Source organism: Asticcacaulis aquaticus (genome assembly GCF_028550415.1).
Taxonomy (GTDB): Bacteria; Pseudomonadota; Alphaproteobacteria; order Caulobacterales; family Caulobacteraceae; genus Asticcacaulis; species Asticcacaulis aquaticus.
The window spans coordinates 156,193-176,130 of sequence record NZ_JAQQKX010000010.1; the positions used below are offsets into that span (position 1 = coordinate 156,193).

Sequence of the window (19,938 nt, forward strand, 5' to 3'; positions counted from 1 at the left end):
CGCGCAATAAAAAAGCCCGCCGCTCCGGGGGAGGAGAGCGGCGGGCAAGGTTTAGTTAAAAGCGGTTACGCGTTGGCGAGGCGGGTCTTGTGGCGGTTGGCCAGCCAGTGATCGAGGCTCACCACACCGCCGCCATAGACCGCGGCATAAAGGAAGCCACCGGCGATCGAAATGTTCTTCATGAAGTGGATGAACTGGTTCTGATCGGCAAGGTTGCTATGGAAGAAGACGGCGGTCGCGACGGTAAAGGCGGCAAGCGCCAGCGAGACCAGACGCGTCTGATAGCCGACGAGGAAGACCAGACCGCCGAGGATTTCGACGGCGACGGCCCCGACATAGGCCAGTTCGGGGAAGGGCAGGCCGACCGAGGCGATATAGCCGATGGTGCCTTCGGGCGCGGCCAGCTTCGACAGGCCGGACAGGATGAAGATCGCCGCGATCAGCAGACGGGCAAAGGCGGGGGTAACGGATTCAAGCTTGGACATGACACAGGTTCCTTTCAAAGGATGAGGTTTTTAAACGCGCGGCCTGTGGTTCAGGTCGTTGACGAATAGATAGCCGTAACGCTGGTGTTTCAGAAGTGCGTGATTTGCTGATTTGATGTTGCTGAATTTGGAACGCTTGTTCTTCCCTGTTTACGGGGCCAGAGAAGGGAAAGCATCCTTCCCCGTTTACGGGGCCAGAGAAGGAGCATCCTTCCCCGTTTACGGGGAAGGTGGATTTGACGCCGATAGGCGGCAAAGACGGAAGGGGGAACACCATAGAACTCGCAAACTCTGCCGGTCTTTGTTGAAACACCGCTCCCCCTTCCGTCACTTCGCTCCGCTCAGCGCCACCTTCCCCGTAAACGGGGAAGGAGTTTTAGAGGCTGGCCCCGTAAACGGGGAAGGATGATTGAGGTTTCTTGGCCCCGTAAACGGGGAAGGATTTTAAGGTCTTGTCGCCCTGATCTGATAATTATATGACTTATCAAAACCCGTCCGCAGGGACGTATAAAGCAGGGACAGACAATGCCGACCATCCATCCCGACCGCCGTACCTTTATCGCCCTGCTGGGGTCTGCCGCCGCCGTGGTGCCGACCGTGCTGCATGCGGCCTCGACACCGGAAGCGCCCGCGCGGGAAGGGACCGTGTCGCTGGCCGGGGACTGGCGCTTTGCGCTTGATCGCGCCGATGTCGGCGCCGCGGACTACTGGTTCAACAAGACCATGCCGTCGGACCTCAAGATCAAACTGCCCGGCATCCTGCAAACGCAAGGTTACGGCAACGAGATCACTGCCGAGACGCAGTTCGTCGCGGCCCTGCCGCGCGACATGCGCTGGTATCTCTTGCCGCAGTACAAGGCCTATACCGAGCCCGGTAACGTCAAGGTGCCGTACCTGTCGCAACCGATCCGGCACTATCTGGGCGTCGCCTGGTATCAGCGTGATATCGAGATTCCGGAGGCGTGGGCCGGCAAACGCGTGGCCCTGTCGCTGGAGCGGACCCGCTGGCGCACCGATGTGTGGATCGGCAACCGCATGGTGGGGACGGATTCGTCGCTGGTCGCGCCGCACGATTTCGATTTGGGTATCCTGAAGCCCGGCATGCATCGCCTGACGCTGCGCATCGACAATTCGATGCAGGAACCGGTCTATCGCCCGGACGGCCACGGTGTGTCGGACGGCGAAGGCTCGACGTGGAACGGTGTGGTAGGGCGCATCGAGCTTAAGGCCACCTCGCCGGTGTGGATCTACGACGCGCAGGTCTATACGGACCTTGCCAAAAAGTCGGCGCAGGTCCGCGTAAAGATCGGCAATCTGACCGGCAAGGCCGGATCGGGGACGCTGAACGCGGGCAAGGTGTCCGTGCCGGTGACGTGGGCCGTCGAGGGCGGTGAGGCCGTCATCGATGTGCCGATGCCGGACGCCAAACCGTGGTCGGAATTCACCCCGATTCTGCAAAAGCTGACCGTGGTGCTGAAAGGCACGGACGCGGACGATACGCGCGACCTGACCTTCGGGATGCGCGAGATCAAAACCGAAGGCCGCAAGATACTGCTTAACGGCGAACAACTCGATTTCCGCGCCACGCACGACGGCGGCGGTTTCCCGCTGACCGGCTATCCGGCGACCGATGTCGAGACGTGGAAGAAGATTCTCGGTATCTGCAAAGCGTGGGGGCTCAATGCGATGCGCTTCCATTCGTGGTGTCCGCCCGAAGCGGCGTTTGAGGCGGCGGATGAGATCGGCTTCTATCTGCAACCCGAATGCGGCATGTGGAACAATTTCGATCCGGGCCGTAAGATGCTGGGCGTGCTCAATGAAGAAACCGAAAAGCTGCTCAGGGCCTATGGCAACCACCCGTCCTTCATCATGCTGGCGGCGTCGAACGAGCCGGCGGGGCAGTATCCGACGCAACTGCCCGAATGGGATCTGAAATGGCGCAAGGCCGATCCGCGCCGCCTCTATGCCGACGGTATTGGGCGTTTTTCGCCGCCGCCGGGCGGGGCGGGTACGCCCTATGCCTCGGATTTCCTCGGGACGATCCGCGGGCGCGGCCCGGGCGGCTGGTTCGGCGGTGACTACGAACAGGTCATGACCGAATCGACCGGCAATGCCGACATCCCGTGCATCGCCCACGAGGTCGGGCAATGGTGCGCCTATCCCGACTTCGGCATCATCGAGAAGTTCTCCGGCAAGGGCAAATACGCCGCCTTCCCGCAAGGCATAGGTTGGGGCAAACAGGCCTATATGGTCCCCGGCAATTACGAGATCATGCGCGATTCCGCCGAGGCGCACGGGATGCTCAGCCGCAACAAAGAACTGGCCCACGCCTCGGGCCGCTTTCAGGTCGCCTGCTATAAGGAGGAGATCGAGGCCAATCTACGCACCCCGTCCTATTCGGGTTATCACCTGCTCGACCTGCACGACTATTTGGGGCAGGGCGGGGCGCTGATGGGTCTGCTCGACGCTTTCTGGGAAGAGAAGGGCTATGTCACGGCGGACGAGTTCCGTCAGTATTGCAACACGACCGTGCCGCTGGTGCGCCTGAAAGACCGGGTGTTCACCTCCGACAAAATGCTGTCCGCCGAGGCCGAACTGGCGCATTTCGGGCCGAAAGCGCTGGCGTCGGTGACGCCGATATGGCGGATTGTCGACGCGGCGGGCAAGACCGTGCAGTCGGGCTCGTTGCCGAAACGCGCCGCGCCGCGCGGCAAGAACCTGAAACTGGGGACGATCACGGCGGACCTGTCGAAGCTGAAGAGTCCTTCGGCCTATACGCTGGTGCTGGAGCTGAAAGGCACGACGTTCCGCAATAGCTGGCCGTTCTGGGTCTATCCGGCCAGCGTTGATGCGGCCGTCCCCGTCGGGGTAACGGTGACCGCCTCGTGGGATGAGGCCAAGGCTGAATTGGCCAAGGGCGGGCGCGTCCTGTTCCTGTCGGGCAAGCCGGAAAAGCCGGTGCCCGATCTGGCCCTGACGACCGTGCCGATCTTCTGGAACCGCCTGATGAACCCCAGCCGCGCGTGGATGCTCGGCCTGCTGTGCGACACGAACCATGCGGCGCTGGGCGGCTTCCCGACGCAGGCCAATTGCGACTGGCAGTGGGTCGATCTGCTGGGCAGGACGACGGCGCTCAATGTCGAGGCCCTGCCGAAGAGTCTGACGCCGGTGGTGCAGCCGATCGACGACTGGAACCGCAATCTGCGGCTGGCCATGCTGTTCGAGGCGAAGGTCGGCGAGGGCCGGTTGATGGTGACGTCGTTCGACCTGTCAGAGGCCGGATTGAAGGGTCATGCGGGCGCGCCATCCCTGCGCCGGTCGGTGCTGGACTATATGGCGTCAGCGAAATTCGCCCCCGCCACGAATTTGACAGTGGGCGAACTGGACGCCTGGATGGGCGGACGTTACTGGGCGGCACCGACGGTGATTACACCTCCTGCGCCGGGTGACATCGTCGATCCGGGGCAGGTCAAGCCGCGGACGTAAAATCCGCCTCCCTACGCTTGCGTAGGGAGGCGATTTGTTATGCCTTCCAGTCGCCGCCGAGCGCGCGGATCAGACGTACCGTCGCCTGATACTGTTGGGCGCGGACGGACAGGTCCTGACGACGCAGGCGTAGATACGAGCGCTGAGCGTCCAGCACCTCAAGCTGCGAGACGTAGCCGTGCCTGTAACGCGACTGCGACAGGTCGAGCGCCCGCTGCGCGGCGGTGAGCGCCTCGCCCTGGGTTTTTGCCTCACCGGCCAGACCGTCGATGTCCGACAACTGGTTCTCGACATCGGCAAAGGCCACCAGAACGCTCTGCCGATACTGGGCGAAGGCAACGGCCAGATCGCCTTCGGCCAGTTCGGTGGCGGCCTTACGCTGACCGCCGTCGAAGATGGCCTGCGCCAGAATGCCGGTCAGGGACCAGCTGCGCGCCGCGTCTTCGAACAGGTCGCCCAGTTCGTTCGACGCGCCGCCGCCCGACGCGGTGAGCGCCAGACGCGGGAACCACGCCGCTTTCGCGATGCCGACGCGCTTTTGCGCCGCCTGCATGGTCTTTTCGGCGGCAATCACGTCGGGACGACGCTCCAGCAGTTCCGACGGCAGACCTGCCGGGATCAGCGGCACGGCGTGCGACCAGCTTTGCGCGTCCCACACCGAGGCCTGAACCGTGAAGGTCGAGGCGATGTCGCCGACCAGCACGGCCAAAGCGTTTTCGATCTGGGCGCGCTGACGGTCGAGCGCCTTCAGCTCGGCCTCGGTCGACGACACCTCGGTTTGCAGCCGTACCACATCGAGTTCGGCCACGTCACCGGCCTCGTAGCGGCGCTGGGTGACCTTGAGCGTTTCGCGATAGGCGGTCAGGGTCTCGTTGACGATGGCGCGGTCCTCGTCGATGGCGCGCAGGGCGAAATAGGTTTCCGCGACCTGCGCCGAGACCAGAAGCTGCGCGCCGCGATAGAGTTCGGCCGACGCCTCGGCATCGAGTTTCGCGGCACCGGTCGCCTTGGACAGGCGGCCGAACAAATCGACCTCGTAGTCAAGATCGACACCCAGCGCATGGACGGTCGAGGCCTTGGGGCCGCCGTCCGAGCCACGGCTCGATTGCAGACCGGCATTGACCTGAGGCAATTGCACGGCGCGGGCCTGACGGACAAAGGCGCGCGACTGCTGCAAGCGGGCGGCGGCGATCTCAAGGTCCGTATTGCGCGTCATGGCGCGGGCCTGAAGATCGTCGAGCACAGGGTCGGAGAAGATCAGCCACCATGCGCCGGTCTTTTTCGCGAGCGGCGGAGCCGTGGTCTCGCTCGTCACCGGGGCCTTAAAGGCTGTCGGCGTGGCGAGACCGGTGTCCCTGGTCAGGGGTTCTGTGGCGCAGCTTGCGAGGAGTAAAGCGGCGAAGGTGAGCGGAATAAAGCGGGACATTAGTGTGCCTCCGTATTCAGGGCGGCGGTGGTCAGGGTCGCGTCGATGACCTCGTGACCGGCGTCGTCGTGGGGGGTGTTGTGGGCCTTGAGCGGGCGGTTACCGCTCAGGGCACGCAGGGTGACGTAAAAGACGGGCGTCAGGAACAGGCCGAAGATGGTGGCCCCGATCATGCCGGCGAAGACCGCGACCCCCATGGCGTGGCGCATTTCGGCCCCTGCGCCATGCGCCAGCACCAGAGGCAGAACCCCCATGATGAAGGCGATCGAGGTCATCAGGATCGGGCGCAGTCTCAGGCGGCTGGCTTCGATCGCGGCATCGAGCGGCTTGCGACCTGACAGTTCCAGTTCGCGGGCGAACTCGACGATCAGGATGGCGTTCTTGGCCGACAACCCCACCAGAACGAACAGGCCGATCTGGGTGAAGATGTTGTTGTCGCCGCCCGAAATCCAAACGCCGGTGATGGCGGCCAGCAAGCCCATCGGTACGATCAGCAGGATCGAAATCGGCAGGACCATGCTTTCATACTGCGCCGCCAGAACGAGGAAGACGAGCAGGATGACCAGCGGGAAAATGACGGCAGACGAGTCGCCCGCCAGAATCTGCTGATAGGTCAGGTCCGTCCATTCGTAGTCGATGCCCGCAGGCAGGACTTCCTTGGCGATGCGCGCGGCGGCGGCTTCGGCCTGACCGGACGAGAAGCCGGGGGCGGGGCCGCCATTGATGTCAGCCGCCAGATAGCCGTTATAGCGCGTGGCATTGACCGGGCCGAACGAGGGTTCGACCTTGAGCAGCGCTGACAGGGGGATCATCTCGCCCGAGGTAGAGCGCACCTTCAGCTTGCCGATGTCTTCCGGACGGGCGCGGTAGGGCGCGTCGGCCTGAAGGCGCACGGAATAGGTGCGACCGAACTTGTTGAAATCGTTGACGTACATCGAGCCGAGATAGATCTGCATGGTGTCGAAGACATCCTGCACATTAACCCCCAGTTGTCGGGCCTTGACGCGATCGATGTCGGCATAGATCTGCGGGACATTGATCTGATAGTTCGAGAAGACCCCGGCCAGTTCCTTGGTCTGATAGGCCTTGGCCATGAAGGCCTTGGTCGCTTGGTCAAGTGCTTCCGGCCCCAGCGCGCCGCGGTCCTGAAGTTGCAGCTTGAAGCCGCCGGTGGTGCCGAGGCCGAGGATCGGCGGCGGCGGGAAGGCGACGACATAGCCTTCGCCGATGCCCATGAACTTCTGGTTCAGGGCACCTGCGATGGCATTGGCGTCGAGGTGGTGCTTCGAGCGATGCTCGAACGAGTCGAGCGCCAGAAAGACGACGGCGGAGTTCGACGCCAGCGTAAAGCCGTTGATCGACAAGCCGGGGAAGGACAGGGCGTCCTTGACGCCTTCCTGCTTCATGGCGATGTCGGTCATGGCGCGAGCCACGGCTTCGGTGCGGTCGAGCGTGGCACCTTCGGGCAGTTGCACCATGCCGACGAGGTAGGCCTTGTCCTGCGCCGGGATGAAGCCGGTGGGGACGGTTTTGAACATGAACATGGTGGCGCCGACCAGCACGACATAGAGGCCGAGCATGAGGGCCTTGCGCGAGATGATGCCGCCTAGACCCTTACCGTAATTATCCGACGAGCGGTTGAAGAAGCGGTTGAACAGGCGGAAGAAGCCGCCCAGCCACTTATCCATGAAGCGCGTCAGGCCGTCCTTCTTGGCGTGGTGATCCTTGAGGAGCAGCGCGGCCAGAGCGGGCGACAGGGTGAGCGAGTTGATCGCCGAAATGACCGTCGAGATCGCGATGGTCAGCGAGAACTGACGGTAGAATTGCCCCGACAGGCCGGTGATGAAGGCCAGCGGCACGAAGACGGCGACCAGCACCAGCGCGATGGCGATGATGGGGCCGGAGACTTCGCGCATGGCCTGATAGGTGGCCTCCTTGGGCGATTTCCCGGCTTCGATATTGCGCTCGACGTTTTCGACCACGACGATGGCGTCGTCGACGACGATCCCGATGGCCAGCACCAGACCGAACAGGGTCAGGGCGTTGATCGAGAACCCGGCGAGGTGCATGATGGCGAAGGTGCCGATGACCGAAACGGGGACGGCCAGCAGCGGGATGATCGAGGCGCGCCACGTCTGAAGGAAGACGATGACGACGATGACGACGAGGATGATCGCTTCAAGTAGGGTGTGGATCACCGAGTCGATCGATTCCTGCACATATTCGGTGGTATCGTAGGCGATGCGGTATTCGACGCCTTCGGGCATGGTCTTTTGCAGTTCGGCCATGGTCTTTTTGACGTCGGCGGAGACTTGCAGGGAATTGGCCCCGGCCTGCTCGAAGATCGGCACGGCGACGGCCTTCTGGTTGTTCAGAAGCGAACGCAGGGCGTAGTCCGACGCGCCTAATTCGACGCGGGCGATGTCACCCAGATAGGTCACCGCGCCGTCCTGCGAACGCACGACGATGTTGCGGAAGTCTTCTTCGGTCTTCAGGCGGCCCTGAGCGTTGACCGACATTTGCAGGGTGATGTCCGGCTGTCCGGGCGAGGCCCCGACGATGCCGGCGGCGGCCTGTACGTTTTCACCGCGCACGGCATTGGCGACGTCCGACGCCGACAGGCCACGTTCGGCGACCTTTTGCGGGTCGAGCCAGATGCGCATCGAATATTCGCCGCCGCCGAACATTTGCAGCGGGGCAACGCCTTCGATCTTTTGCAGGCGGTCCTTGACGTGGATCAGCGCGTAGTTGCGCAGGTAGTTCTCGTCATAACGTCCATTGGGCGAGACGAGGTGAACGACCAGCGGCAGGGACGACTGGCTCTTTTGCGTGGTCACGCCTAAAGCGCGCACGTCGGCGGGGAGGCGGGCCTCGGCCTGAGAGACGCGGTTCTGAACCATCTGCTGGGCGAGGTCCGGATCGGTGCCGAGCTTGAAGGTCAGCGTCAGGGTCATCTGACCGTCGGAGGTGGCGGCGGACGACATGTAGAGCATGTCTTCGGTGCCGGTCACCGCTTCCTCGATGGGGGTGGCGACGGTTTCGGCGATGACGGCGGGGCTGGCGCCCGGATAGACGGCGCGCACCACGACTTGCGGCGGGACGACTTCGGGATATTCCGAGACGGGGAGGGCGCGCAGGCTTAGAAGCCCGAACACCACGATGAGGAGCGACAGCACACCGGCGAAGATCGGCCTGTCGATGAAGAATTTGGAGAGGTTCATGAGTTGCCCCCTTGGTTGGGCGGTGTCTGTTGCAGACATAAGACCCCCCACCACCCCCGCGCAGGCGCGGCGGTCCCCCTCCCCAACAAGTTGGGGAGGTATAAAAGGCGGGGAGAACATTCCTCCTTGGCTATGCCGGGGAGGGGGATCGCACGACGCGCGAAGCGCTAGATGCGGTGGTGGGGTATCTTGCTTACACGCTCGGTTTCGGCGTGGCGTCGATAACGGGCTTGAGCGCGACCAGTTGCGGGGCGATTACCGTGCCGGGACGCAGGGCCTGAAGGCCCGACATCACCACGCGCTCACCGGGCTTGAGGCCGTCGATGACAACCTTCTGGCCTTCGACCGTGCCGCCGAGGTGAACTTCGCGGTATTCGACCGCATTGCCCTTACCGACGACATAGACGAAGCGCTTCGACTGATCGGTGCCGACGGCCAGTTCGCTGATCAGGATCAGCGGCTTGGCGGTGGCCTCGCCCATCTGGACGCGGACGAACTGACCGGGGATCAGGCGGCCGTCGGCGTTGGAGAAGACCGCGCGGGCGCGGACCGTGCCGGATTGGCTATCGAACTGATTGTCGATCAGTTGCAGGTGACCGTCCAGCGGGGCCGAACCGTCGTCCAGCTCCAGCTTGACCGGGATGCGCTCAAAGGCGGTCCCGTTGAGGTCTTTCAGGGTGCGGTTGATGACCTCTTCATTGGCATCGAAGCTGGCATAGATCGGCGACACCGACACCAGCGTCGTCAGCAGCGGCGAACCGGCCCCCGACGCGACCAGATTGCCTTGGGTGATTTCGACGCGACCGACGCGGCCCGAAACCGGGGCGCGGACCTGCGTATAGGAGAGGTTGAGATTGGCCGATTGCAGGACCGCGCGGGCGGCGGCGACCTCGGCTTCGGCCCCGCGCAGGCCGTTGGTGCGGCTTTCGGCCTCGGCCTGCGAGATGGCGTGTTCGGCCAGCAGGCGCTGGGCGCGGTCATTGTCGGAGCGGGCCAGCGTCAGGCGGGCATCGGCGGCCTGCACCTGCGCCTTGGCGCGGGCGACTTCGGCGGCGTAGGGGGCCGGGTCGATGGTCACCAGCAGGTCACCCTGACGCACAAACGCGCCTTCACGGAAGTGGATCGATTTCACGGCGCCCGAAACGCGCGAGCGGATTTCGACGCGCTCGACGGCTTCAAGGCGGCCCGAAAACGATTCCCAGCCCGACACGGTCTGTTCTTCGATGACGGCGACCTTGACCGGTATGGCCTGAGGCGCGGCGGGTGCCGCCTGTTCGGAGGCGTTGGAGGTCACGGTGGCGATGCCCAGACCGCCAATACCAAGGGCGGCGGCGGCCACGGCGGCCAGCAGAGGCTTGCGGGGGACTTTTTTATACAATTCAGACGGGGTCATGGCGGGTCACCTTCGGGGAGAAAGGGAAAAGGAAATTGGTGGCTGGGTACGCTTGAAATGGCGTCAACGAGGCCTATTTATGTACTGCCCCGCAAATTAATAGAGGGCGGACACCAAAAAGTCAAAATTTTTGTACTAATTCGCACAAAAATGACCTAATGCGGTGTTGAAGGCTTAAAAACAAAGGCATTTGCCGAGGCTCAGGCGTCGGCGGCTGTCGTACCGACCGCGCCATCGCCGCTGTCCTGACGTCCGCATACGGGCGCGGCACAGAAGAGGGGTGGCGGCGCGGTTCAACTGAGGTTAGAGTGGGGTCACGTCAAACGCGGCGTGTGCATAAGACCGGCAGACAAGGCCGGCGCGCATGGCCACAGGAGTATAAGCGTCATCATGGTGCATCAGCCCTACGAGACCCTGATTCATAAAGCGGCTGAAATCGATCTGAGCGACAGCCTCGACCTGAACGGCGTCTGCGGCGCGCAAAGCCTCGATCCCGAAGCCTGCGTCTGCAAACCTAAGGCCCGTGGCCGTCCGCGCGCCTACAATCCCGACGAAGTGCTGCAAAAGGCGCTCAAGGTCTTCTGGCAGAAGGGTTTTGCGGCCACCTCGCTCGACGATCTGGTCGAAGCGACCGGCGTCAACCGCCCCAGCCTCTATGCCGGGTTCGGCGACAAGGAGTCGCTCTATCTCAAGGCCATGCAGCGTTACCGCGAGTCGCTGGCCGAGCGGCTGGACGAGGTGCTGATCTGCAACGGCGATCCCAACGACACGGTCCTGTCGATCATCCGGCGCTATTTCGATATCATCATCGACACCTATACCGGCGAAAGCCAGCATCCGCTGGGCTGCGCCTTCATGTGTACGGCGCTGAACGAAGCGCCGCAGCACGAGTCGATCCTTGAGATGCTGCAGAACACCATCGAGGAGTTCGATATCCGCTTCGAGAAGTTCTTCGCCGACGGTCAGAAATATGGCTGCCTCAAGCCCGGCCACGATCCGAAGGTCCTGGCCCAGATGATCGGCGGTATTACCGCCAATCTGGGGGTACGTGCTCGCGCCGGGGCTTCGGCGCAGGAACTCAGGTCGCTGGTGGTCAATACGACGGCAATGCTGTTTGCTTAGATCTTAAGCCCCTCCTCTGATATCAGAGGAGGGGCTAAGTCGTGATATCGGGGGGTATTATGCAGAAACTTAAAATGATTGTTCTGTCGGGTCTGGTTTTAGGCCTGATGGGCTGCGCCACGCTGGCCGGTGATCCGCACGCCGACCTCGATATTCTGGACACCGCCATGACGTCGCGCGTCGAGGACCTGCAGCCTCAGGCCGATGGCGGCGTGGCGCGGGCGCAACTGGCTCTGGCGGTGGTCTACAGGTTCGGCCTCAACGGTACGCCGAAGAACCTGCCCGCCGCGTTCCGGTTGCGGCAGAAGGCGACGGCCCAGCGCGGCTATCTGCCGATCACGCAATATATTGCGGGCCTGAACGGGGCGCCGGGCCGTACCGCGATCATCAATATCCCGCGCTACGACCTGACCGAGCCTCAGGCGGCGCGCGTCTATGCCTGTGCCGAGGCGCTCGAAAAGGGGCAGGTCAATTCGTCTGGCTTCTCAGCCTGTGGTAGCGAGCCGCGCTTCCGTGATCTGCACCCGCGCTGGCAGGCCATATCACCCGGCGCGAAACGCCCGGACCTCAAACCAAAACCCGCGCGCAAACCCACAATCGCGTGAGGCGCGAAAATACCGTTATGCCAACGTCGCTGGTAACCTCACATTAACCGCATTCACGCATCTTTTGGTTGAGTGTCGCATGTAGTGAGGTATCCCATGTTCTTTTCCTCTAAGACCGCCGATGGCGACCACGCCGTCGTTTCCGCCCTCCATGCCTCTCAGGCCGTCATCGAGTTTACGCCTAACGGTGACATACTGACGGCCAATGACAATTTCCTCAAGGCGACGGGATACAGTCTCAGCGAGATCGCGGGACGTCACCACAGCCTGTTCTGCGACCCGGCCTATGCGCAAAGCGAGGCCTATCGCCGGTTCTGGGCCGATCTGGCGCACGGCGAATTCGCCGCCGGTGTCTATAAGCGCTTTGGCCGCGACGGATCGCCGATCTGGCTTCAGGCGACCTATAACCCTATCCGCGACAAGTCGGGCAAGGTCATCAAGGTCGTCAAGTTCGCCGCCGATATCACCGAAGCCAAGCTGCGCGATATGGATTACAAGGGCAAGATCGACGCCATCGACCGGGCTCAGGCGGTGATCGAGTTTACGCCCAAGGGCCAGATACTGACCGCCAACGCCAATTTCCTCGCCGCCGTCGGCTATACGCTCGACGAAATCCGCGGCCGCCACCACAGCCTGTTCTGCGACGCGGCGGTGGTCAACAGCGACGCCTATCGCCGCTTCTGGGAAAGTCTGGCGCGCGGCGAATTCCAGTCGGCGGAATATAGGCGTATCGGCAAGGGCGGGCGCGAAATCCACATTCAGGCGACTTATAATCCGGTCTTCGGCGATGCGGGCGAGGTGGTCAAGGTCGTCAAGTTCGCCAGCGACATCACCGAAACCGTGCAGCGGCGCGAACGCTCCGAGCGCCTCAATCAGGAACTGGGCGCCGTGATCGGGCAAATCCTCGACGCCAATTCCATGACCTCGCGCGTCGCCCACGCCACAGACGAGACCGGGACCATGATCCATGCAGTCGCCTCGGCCGCCGAAGAGCTGTCGGCCTCGGTGCGCGAAATCTCGAACTCGATGGGCAATGCCCGCGGCGGGGTCGAGGCGGTGTTCAAACACACCGAAACCGCCAATATCTCTGCCGAGCGGCTGGGCAAGTCGGCGGAATCGATGACCCAGGTCGTCAATCTCATTCAGGACATCGCCAGCCAGATCAACCTTCTGGCGCTCAACGCGACCATCGAGTCGGCACGTGCCGGTGAGGCCGGGCGCGGTTTCGCGGTGGTGGCGTCCGAGGTCAAGACCCTGGCCAATCAGGCGGCGCGCTCGACCCAGACCATCTCCGAGGAAATCGCCAACATGCAGGGCGTGACCAGCGAGGTGACGGGGACGCTTAATCTCATTTCGGGCTCGATGAACGACGTGCTGGAAAACGTCGCCTCGATCGCCGGGGCGCTTGAGCAACAAAACGCCGCCACGACGACGATCAGCGCCGACATGCAGTCCGCCGTCAGCGCGGTGGGTCGCATCACCGACTCGATGGGCACGATTTCCGGCACCTTCTCTCAGGTGGCGTCGGCGTCCGAAGAGGTCAAGCGTCAGATGGAAGCGCTGGCGGTCGCGTAAGGTTCCCGGTTGACGCCTGAAGGCGCAATGGCAAGTTGAGTCGTCAGCGCACAGGGTGTTGACGTAGAGGGGACGTCATATGAAACTCAAATCTATCGCTTATGGTGCCGCCGTGGCCATGCTGTCGGCCAGCGGCGCTCACGCGGCCACATCCGCCGAAACGGATGTCTTCACCGAACTCAGCCAGTGGATTGCGGGCTTTTTCAGCGCCCAGAATGAGGCCCAGACCGAAGCGAAGTCGGAGACAGTCACACCGGCGGAATATGGGGTCAACCCGCCCGAAGATTTTCAACAGCCCTGATATAAATTACGGCCACTACCCCTGAACAGGGGGTGTGCTTTGCCGCCGATCTGTAAAATATTTCAACGCTGTCATAGGTTAAGACGGTTCAGTGTTGGGGTAAGATATTATGGTTCGGCGGCAGATGGCGGGCGTGATGGCGGCAGGGGCAATGCTTCTCGGCGCGACGGGTGTCGGCGCGGCGGACAAGGCCCCCCCCAAACCGGCGCTTCAACCCGCAAAAGCCTCCGATGCGGCCCTCAAGGCGAAGGTGGCCGACATGGCGGCCCGGTACGCGACGCCGGATAAACGCCCCAAACTGGATGAGATCGTCGCGCTGAAGGCCGAGCTTGAGGCTGCCGGTATTCCCGATGCTGCCGACTACGCCGATCTGAGCCTGATCCATGCCTATACCCTGGCCTTTGCGCGCGACTTCGACACCGCCCTGACGGTGGTGGCGAAGGCCGAGGACGTGGTGAAAACCGCGATGAGCCGCCCCGGGGCGACGCCGCTGACCGAAAGCAAGCTGGGCGACCTCTATCTGCTTCACGCGCAGTTGCTCGACCAGAAGGGGTTGCTCGACGACGGGCTGGCGCTCAAACGCGAGGCGCGGGCGCTTTATCTGCGCCTGGAAGGGCCCGAAAGCCCGATGGGGGCGACGATCCTGTCGCAGATTGCCTTTTCGACCCTGGCGGGGGGGAACCTGACCGAGGCCATAAACCTGTACGATCAGGCCCTGCCACGCATGGCGGTCAATGACGGCGTCGTGCGACCCTATGTGACGCAATCGGCCAACTATGCTTTGGCCTTGCGACTGGCCGGGGAATACGAGCGCGCGCTCCGGGTCAGCCGCGACGCGCTCGATGTCGCCCGCGTCAAGATGCCGGCGGGGCATCTGGGCACCCTGACGGCGATGAACACCATGGGTGCGACCCTGATCGACATGGGGCGTCTGACCGAAGCCGAGGTCGTCCTGCGCGAAGGGTTCGATCTGGCAACGAAACACCGCGGCGCGAAAAGCATCGATACGGCGGGCTTCGCCTATCGACTGGGGCAGGTCAGTCGCCTGAGCGGTGACGAGGCGGCGGCCCTGACCTTCTTCAATACGGCCCTGGCGGCCATGGAGGGCGTATCGTCGGGCCCGAACCCCGATCTGCCGGGTCTGGTGCGGCTGGAACTGGCGCGCCTGTGCGGCGATGCGGCAGCGGACAAGGCGGGGCTGATCTGTGCCGAGACGCATCTGCGCGCCGGGGTGTCGGCGCTCGAAGGGGCAGGCAAGACAGCGGACACCACCCGCAGCCGTCTCAAGGTCGAGCTGGCCCGGGTGCGACTGATTCGTGGTGCCCCCGCCGAAGCCCTGACCCTGACCGACGAGGCGCTGGTCTATTATCGCGTGGCCATGCCGCCCGCCGCCCCCGATCGCGTCAATGCCGAGATGCTGCGCGCCCTCATTCTGGTCCGGCTGGGCCGTACGGCGGACGCCTTCGAGCAGGCGCGCGCCACCGAAGCGGTGATGACCGCGCGTCTGCTGGAAGGCGGGGCCGAGCGCAACGAGCCGTCTGAAATCGCCAATGCCTACAGCCTCAACTACGCCCGTTACGGCCATATCGCGCTGGCGGCGGGATATCGCGACGAGGCGTTTCGCGCCGCGCAACTGGCGGCGTTTTCCGAAGTGGCGGCCACGGCGCAGGCATTGGCCGTGCGGGCCATGCTGAACGACCCGCGGGCCACGGGGCTGCTGTCGCGTCTTCAGGCGGCGGAGCGGCGGTATCACAAGCTTGATCGCGACCGCACCTATGCCCTGTCGAAATCGGCGTCCAATCCGGCGGCGGCGCGCGTCGCCGAGGCCCTGATCCCCGACATCAATGCGGCGGCGGCCGAGCTGGTGGCGGCGCGCGAGGCCCTGAAGGCCCTGTCGCCGGTCTATGAAACCCTGCGGCGTCCGCGTCCGCAATCGATCGAGGAGGCCCGGGCGGGCCTGAGCCCCGGTCAGGCGGTCCTCATGCCGCTGGTCGCCGACGACGCGGTCCTGACCCTGGCCCTGACGCGCGACGCTCTGCTGAGCGACACGGTCGCGATCAGTCAGATCGTGGTCGGTCAGAAGGTGCATCAGGTGCGCCTGTCGCTCGAAGCGGGTCTGCGCAATCCGGACGCGGCGTTCGACCGTCAGGCCGGCTACGTGCTGGGGGTCGCGGTTCTGCCGCCGTCGCTGCGTCAGAAGCTCGGCGGCGTCAAGGCGGTGCAGGTGATGGGGGCCGGGCCGCTGATGACCCTGCCGTTCTCGCTGCTGGTCCTCGATCCCCCGAAGGGTCGCGACGAGGATCCGGCGGCGTTGCGCGGCACCGCCTTCCTCATCAAGCGCTATGCGGTGTCGGTGCGCCCGGTATTTTCGGTGGCGGCACGAACGGAGTCTCTGGCGGTCAAGGGCTTTGCCGGTATCGGGGCGCCGTTGCTGGGGCCGTCCGGCGACTTGCTGGCCGATCTGCGTGGCAGTCCCTATGCCCTGCGAGGTGAGAGCGAAGCGCGCGGCGGTGACGACGACTATCGCGGCAATCTGGCTGATGTGACGGTGCTGAAAACCCTGCCGAGCTTGCCGGAGGCGGCACAGGAGCTGAGCACCATGGCCGCCATCCTCAAGAGCGGGAAGACCCTTCTGCTGGTCGGCAAGGACGCGACCGAGGCCCGCGTCAAGGCGGCAGCGCTTACCGATTACGGGGTCATTGCCTTCGCCACCCATGGCCTGATAGGCAGCGAGACGGGCCGCGTCGGCGAACCGGCGCTGGTCTTGACGCCGCCCGAAGTCGCCAGCGAAGCCGATGACGGACTGCTCACAGCCACCGAGGTGTCGCTGCTGCGCCTGAATGCCGAATGGGTGATTCTGTCGGCGTGCAATACCGGTTCGGCGCGCGAAACCGGCGGGGCAGGCTATAGCGGTCTGGCGCAGGCCTTCATGCAGGCCGGGGCGCGCAATCTGCTCGTCTCGCTGTGGCCCGTGCGCGACGACGCGGCGGCAAAGCTCAGCGTCGGAACGTTGAAAGCCAATGCGGCGGGGCTGTCGAAGCCGGAGGCCCTGCGCAAGGCGACGCTCGACCTGCTTAAGGACAAAAATGTGCCGCCGCATCCGGCCCTGTGGGCACCGTTTTCGCTGATCAGTCGCTAAAAAGACTCATCTGCGGGTTGCCGCCCTTGAACGGTGCGGGCTCGATCCGTGGGCGCGGGCCATCGAGGCCGTGGCGTTTGATGGCCAGGGCGAACCGTTGCGCCATCAGCTCGGCGAACGGACCCGTGCCGCGCATCCGGCTGCCGAAATGCGCATCGTTGAGCTTGCCGTCGCGGCACTGGCGGATATGGTTGAGCACCTTGTCCGCCCGGTCGGGAAAGTTCAGCCTGAGCCAGTCCTCGAACAGCAGCCTGATCTCGTGCGGCAGGCGCACGAGGCTGTAGCCCACGCGTTCGGCTCCGGCCTCGGCGGCCGCCTTGACGATGGCTTCCAGCTCATGATCGGTCAGGCCGGGGATCATCGGCGCGGCCAGCACACTGATCGGGATGCCGGCAGCCTTGAGCGCGCGTACGGTGTCGAGGCGCTTTTGCGGCGTGGCGGCGCGCGGTTCCATCACCCGGCTCAAATGCCGGTCGAGCGTGGTGATCGACAGGGTCGCCGAAAACAGGCCGCGCGCCGCCATGGGGGCCAGCAGGTCGAGATCGCGCAGAATCAGGGCCGATTTGGTGACGATATGGACCGGGTGGTTGAACTCGGACAGCACCTCAAGCAGCGCCCGCGTCAGTTTTTCCGTGCGCTCGGTCGGCTGATAGGCATCGGTATTGATCCCCAGCGCCAGCCGTCCGGGTACGTATTTCGGGTGCGACAATTCCTGACGCAGCAATTTTGCGGCGTCAGGCTTACGGAAGATACGCGTTTCGAAATCGAGGCCCGGCGACAGGTCGAGATAGGCGTGGGTCGGCCTTGCAAAGCAATAGATGCAGCCGTGCTCGCACCCTTTGTACGGGTTGATCGAGCGATTGAAACCGACGTCCGGGGACTGATTATAGCTGATGATCTTGCGGGCCGTATCGACACCCAGGATCGTCCTGACCTGTTGCGGTTCGTCGTCTTCGCCCCAGTCGACCTGAGACCATTCATCGACGCTTTCATAGCGGTCCGGGGCGTCGAAACGTCCGCTCAGGCGGTTGGACACCGCACCGCGCCCCTTGCGCACCCGGTCGGGGAGGGCGTTTTCATCGGTGATCGCTTGGGTGCGCAGTCTGGGGATCGGCATGGAGCGAGCATAGCGCCAAATAAGAACATATCAAGAACAAATTATGGATTCCAGTAAGGCGGATCGCCGAAAGCCGCCTTCAGATGTGCGGCGAGGGCGCGGAGTTTCGCCGAACTGCGGCGGCCCTCCGGATGCGCCATGAAGACGAATTCCGGCGCGGGCGACCAGCCGACATCGAGCACGCTCAGGCGACCGTCGCGCACCGCCTCACCGGCAATGAAGCTGGGCAGGAGGGCGATCCCCAGCCCGCCCAGAGCTGCGTCGAGCAGGATGTCGCCATTATTGGTAACAAGGGCGGCGTCGGTACGGACGATGCGGCTGCCGTCAAGCGTATCGAAGCGCCAGTCGGCCACGCCGCGGTTGGCGTAGAACAGGCCGCGATGATCGGACAGGTCGTCGAGCGAGGCGGGCGCGCCGTTGGCCTCCAGATAGTCCGGCGAGGCGACCAGCAGACGGCGGCTGGTCGCCAGACGCCAGACGATCAGCCGCGAATCCACGATGGGGCCGTGGCGCAGAACCGCATCATAGCCTTCGGAGGCGATATCGACGCGGCGGTCGTCGAGGTCCAGTTGCAGCTCGATGGCCGGGTGCTGTTTCAGGAAAGGGATCAGGGCGGGCGCAAGGTGCATCCGTCCGAAGGTCACCGGCGCCGCCAGTCGCAACGGACCGGCCAGCGTCCCGCGTCGCTCGGCCAGATCGGCGGTCGCGGCCCGGGCCTCATCCAGAATGCGCTTGGCCCGGTCGAGAAACGCCGCCCCGTCCTCGGTCAGGGACAGCCGTCGGGTGGTGCGGTGGATGAGCGGGGCCGAGACCTCGCGCTCCAGTTCGGCCAGCCGCTCGCTGACCACGGACTTGGCCAGCCGCAGCCGTCGCGCCGCCTCGCTTATCGACCCGGCCTCGGTCACCGCGACGAACGCGGCCACGCCTTCCATCTTGATCATCGTTCGGATATCCGGACATTGGTTTCAATTTTTGCAGACTAATCCGGACGAATGGACGGCGCTATATGTTTTTTCAGTTCAGCGGGACATCGGGTTCCGCCGCGAAACGAAAGGACACTCCAATGACCCGTTTAGCCCACAAGACCGCTCTGATCACCGGCGGCACCAGCGGTATCGGCCTCGAAACCGCCCGTCAGTTCATCGCCGAAGGCGCGCGCGTCGCCGTCACCGGCAGCAGCGAAGCTTCCATCGCCGCCGCCCGCGCCGAACTGGGCGAGGAGGTAATCTATATTCAGGCCGATGCCGGGGATGTCCGCGCTCAGGCCGCCGTCGCCGAGACCGTCAAGGCCGCCTTCGGTCGCCTCGATGTGCTCTTCGTCAATGCGGGCAAGGCCGATTTCCGCCCGCTCGACGCCTGGGACGAGGCGGCCTTCGACGCCAGCGTCGCGATCAACGTCAAGGGCCCCTATTTTCTCATTCAGGCCCTGCTGCCGCTGTTCAGCGACCGCGCCTCGATCATTCTGAATACCTCGATCAACGCCCATATCGGCATGGCGACCTCCAGCGTCTACGCCCTGACCAAGGCGGCGCTCCAGTCGCTGATCCGCACCCTGTCGGGGGAACTCATCGGCCGCGGCATCCGCGTCAATGCCGTCAGCCCGGGGCCGATCGTCACGCCGCTGCATACCAAGCTGACCGCCGGACTGCCGGATGCAGAGGCTAAGGCGATGGCCGACGGCATCGCCGCCCAGATCCCGCTGGGGCGTTTCGGCCAACCGAGCGAAGTGGCGAAGATCGTGGTCCTGTTCGCCTCGGACGAAGCGCCCTTCGTGGTCGGCAGCGAACTGACCGTCGATGGCGGGATGAGCACACTGTAAGAGTCTGAGTCTTAGAGCACGTCCCGATCTGATTGGATCGGAACTGTGCTCTAAGCTTCTGTTTTAACGCGCATTTGAATCCGAAACGTAGTTCGGCGCAGCCAAAACCGTTGCACACTTTTCGGAATGCGCTCTAGGTTTAAAACCTAATCATCCTATTGATTTAAGGTGCAAACATTGATTCTCTTCGTTTATTCGAGGAGATAAGCTATGGCTCATGAGTTCTGGCTTAGTGACGCGCAATGGTCG

The 19,938-nt window shown here is 63.7% G+C and carries 13 protein-coding genes; 7 read left to right on the forward strand and 6 right to left on the reverse strand.

Going from position 1 to position 19,938, the window contains the following annotated elements; all coding sequences use genetic code 11:
• Window positions 1-65: 65 nt before the first annotated feature.
• Window positions 66-485 carry a DoxX family protein gene (locus tag PQU92_RS13045; RefSeq protein WP_272748667.1) on the reverse strand — a complete coding sequence of 140 codons (420 nt, stop codon included), beginning with the start codon at window positions 483-485 and terminating at the stop codon, window positions 66-68.
• A gap of 525 nt (window positions 486-1,010) precedes the next feature.
• Between PQU92_RS13045 and PQU92_RS13050 the strand changes: the two genes are divergently transcribed.
• Window positions 1,011-3,971: a DUF8487 domain-containing protein gene (locus PQU92_RS13050; RefSeq protein WP_272748669.1), complete on the forward strand. Its 2,961-nt coding sequence runs from the start codon at window positions 1,011-1,013 to the stop codon at window positions 3,969-3,971.
• Window positions 3,972-4,008: 37 nt separating this feature from the next.
• Here PQU92_RS13050 and PQU92_RS13055 read toward each other — a convergent pair whose 3' ends face one another.
• The 3 genes from PQU92_RS13055 to PQU92_RS13065 form a co-directional block, all read right to left on the reverse strand.
• Window positions 4,009-5,397 (reverse strand): efflux transporter outer membrane subunit, encoded by a 1,389-nt coding sequence (locus PQU92_RS13055; RefSeq protein ID WP_272748670.1) that lies wholly within the window; start codon window positions 5,395-5,397, stop codon window positions 4,009-4,011.
• The gene (locus PQU92_RS13060) at window positions 5,397-8,618 is read right to left on the reverse strand and encodes an efflux RND transporter permease subunit (RefSeq protein WP_272748671.1); all 3,222 of its coding nucleotides are present in this window, start codon (window positions 8,616-8,618) and stop codon (window positions 5,397-5,399) included. Before PQU92_RS13060 ends, PQU92_RS13055 begins: the two co-directional genes overlap by 1 nt.
• 193 nt (window positions 8,619-8,811) lie before the next feature.
• A complete protein-coding gene (locus tag PQU92_RS13065; RefSeq protein ID WP_272748672.1) occupies window positions 8,812-10,011 on the reverse strand; it encodes an efflux RND transporter periplasmic adaptor subunit in 1,200 nt (399 codons plus the stop codon).
• Between the two features lie 390 nt (window positions 10,012-10,401).
• On the opposite strand from PQU92_RS13065, the gene PQU92_RS13070 reads away from it, so the two are divergent.
• The 5 genes from PQU92_RS13070 (at window position 10,402) to PQU92_RS13090 (ending at window position 16,753) form a co-directional block, all read left to right on the forward strand.
• The gene (locus PQU92_RS13070; RefSeq protein WP_272748673.1) at window positions 10,402-11,133 is read left to right on the forward strand and encodes a TetR/AcrR family transcriptional regulator; all 732 of its coding nucleotides are present in this window, start codon (window positions 10,402-10,404) and stop codon (window positions 11,131-11,133) included.
• Between the two features lie 59 nt (window positions 11,134-11,192).
• Window positions 11,193-11,738 (forward strand): hypothetical protein, encoded by a 546-nt coding sequence (locus PQU92_RS13075; RefSeq protein ID WP_272748674.1) that lies wholly within the window; start codon window positions 11,193-11,195, stop codon window positions 11,736-11,738.
• Between the two features lie 96 nt (window positions 11,739-11,834).
• Window positions 11,835-13,313 carry a methyl-accepting chemotaxis protein gene (locus tag PQU92_RS13080; protein WP_272748675.1) on the forward strand — a complete coding sequence of 493 codons (1,479 nt, stop codon included), beginning with the start codon at window positions 11,835-11,837 and terminating at the stop codon, window positions 13,311-13,313.
• A gap of 79 nt (window positions 13,314-13,392) precedes the next feature.
• The gene (locus tag PQU92_RS13085) at window positions 13,393-13,614 is read left to right on the forward strand and encodes a hypothetical protein (protein WP_272748676.1); all 222 of its coding nucleotides are present in this window, start codon (window positions 13,393-13,395) and stop codon (window positions 13,612-13,614) included.
• 109 nt (window positions 13,615-13,723) lie between these two features.
• Window positions 13,724-16,753, forward strand: a complete 3,030-nt coding sequence (locus PQU92_RS13090; protein WP_272748677.1) for a CHAT domain-containing tetratricopeptide repeat protein — start codon at window positions 13,724-13,726, stop codon at window positions 16,751-16,753.
• On the opposite strand, the gene PQU92_RS13095 is transcribed toward PQU92_RS13090, so the two are convergent.
• Entirely contained in the window at window positions 16,743-17,870 is a 1,128-nt protein-coding gene (locus PQU92_RS13095) for a PA0069 family radical SAM protein (protein ID WP_272748678.1), read from the reverse strand. The two genes, PQU92_RS13090 and PQU92_RS13095, sit on opposite strands and share 11 nt — an antisense overlap.
• A gap of 41 nt (window positions 17,871-17,911) precedes the next feature.
• Complete coding sequence (locus PQU92_RS13100) at window positions 17,912-18,811, reverse strand: LysR family transcriptional regulator (protein WP_272748679.1); 900 nt, start codon at window positions 18,809-18,811, stop codon at window positions 17,912-17,914.
• A gap of 122 nt (window positions 18,812-18,933) precedes the next feature.
• Here PQU92_RS13100 and PQU92_RS13105 point away from each other — a divergent pair, with 122 nt between their 5' ends.
• Window positions 18,934-19,689, forward strand: coding sequence for an SDR family oxidoreductase (locus tag PQU92_RS13105; RefSeq protein WP_272748680.1), 756 nt, complete (start codon window positions 18,934-18,936; stop codon window positions 19,687-19,689).
• The last annotated feature ends 249 nt before the right edge of the window (window positions 19,690-19,938 follow it).

Bases quoted from the DNA above. Each gene is read 5' to 3' on its own strand.
- PQU92_RS13045 (WP_272748667.1), bottom strand. From the start codon at position 485: ATGTCCAAGCTTGAATCCGTTACCCCCGCCTTTGCCCGTCTGCTGATC.
- PQU92_RS13060 (WP_272748671.1), bottom strand. From the start codon at position 8,618: ATGAACCTCTCCAAATTCTTCATCGACAGGCCGATCTTCGCCGGTGTG.
- PQU92_RS13105 (WP_272748680.1), top strand. From the start codon at position 18,934: ATGACCCGTTTAGCCCACAAGACCGCTCTGATCACCGGCGGCACCAGC.
- PQU92_RS13055 (WP_272748670.1), bottom strand. From the start codon at position 5,397: ATGTCCCGCTTTATTCCGCTCACCTTCGCCGCTTTACTCCTCGCAAGC.
- PQU92_RS13075 (WP_272748674.1), top strand. From the start codon at position 11,193: ATGCAGAAACTTAAAATGATTGTTCTGTCGGGTCTGGTTTTAGGCCTG.
- PQU92_RS13100 (WP_272748679.1), bottom strand. From the start codon at position 18,811: ATGATCAAGATGGAAGGCGTGGCCGCGTTCGTCGCGGTGACCGAGGCC.
- PQU92_RS13080 (WP_272748675.1), top strand. From the start codon at position 11,835: ATGTTCTTTTCCTCTAAGACCGCCGATGGCGACCACGCCGTCGTTTCC.
- PQU92_RS13090 (WP_272748677.1), top strand. From the start codon at position 13,724: ATGGTTCGGCGGCAGATGGCGGGCGTGATGGCGGCAGGGGCAATGCTT.
- PQU92_RS13050 (WP_272748669.1), top strand. From the start codon at position 1,011: ATGCCGACCATCCATCCCGACCGCCGTACCTTTATCGCCCTGCTGGGG.
- PQU92_RS13070 (WP_272748673.1), top strand. From the start codon at position 10,402: ATGGTGCATCAGCCCTACGAGACCCTGATTCATAAAGCGGCTGAAATC.
- PQU92_RS13095 (WP_272748678.1), bottom strand. From the start codon at position 17,870: ATGCCGATCCCCAGACTGCGCACCCAAGCGATCACCGATGAAAACGCC.
- PQU92_RS13085 (WP_272748676.1), top strand. From the start codon at position 13,393: ATGAAACTCAAATCTATCGCTTATGGTGCCGCCGTGGCCATGCTGTCG.
- PQU92_RS13065 (WP_272748672.1), bottom strand. From the start codon at position 10,011: ATGACCCCGTCTGAATTGTATAAAAAAGTCCCCCGCAAGCCTCTGCTG.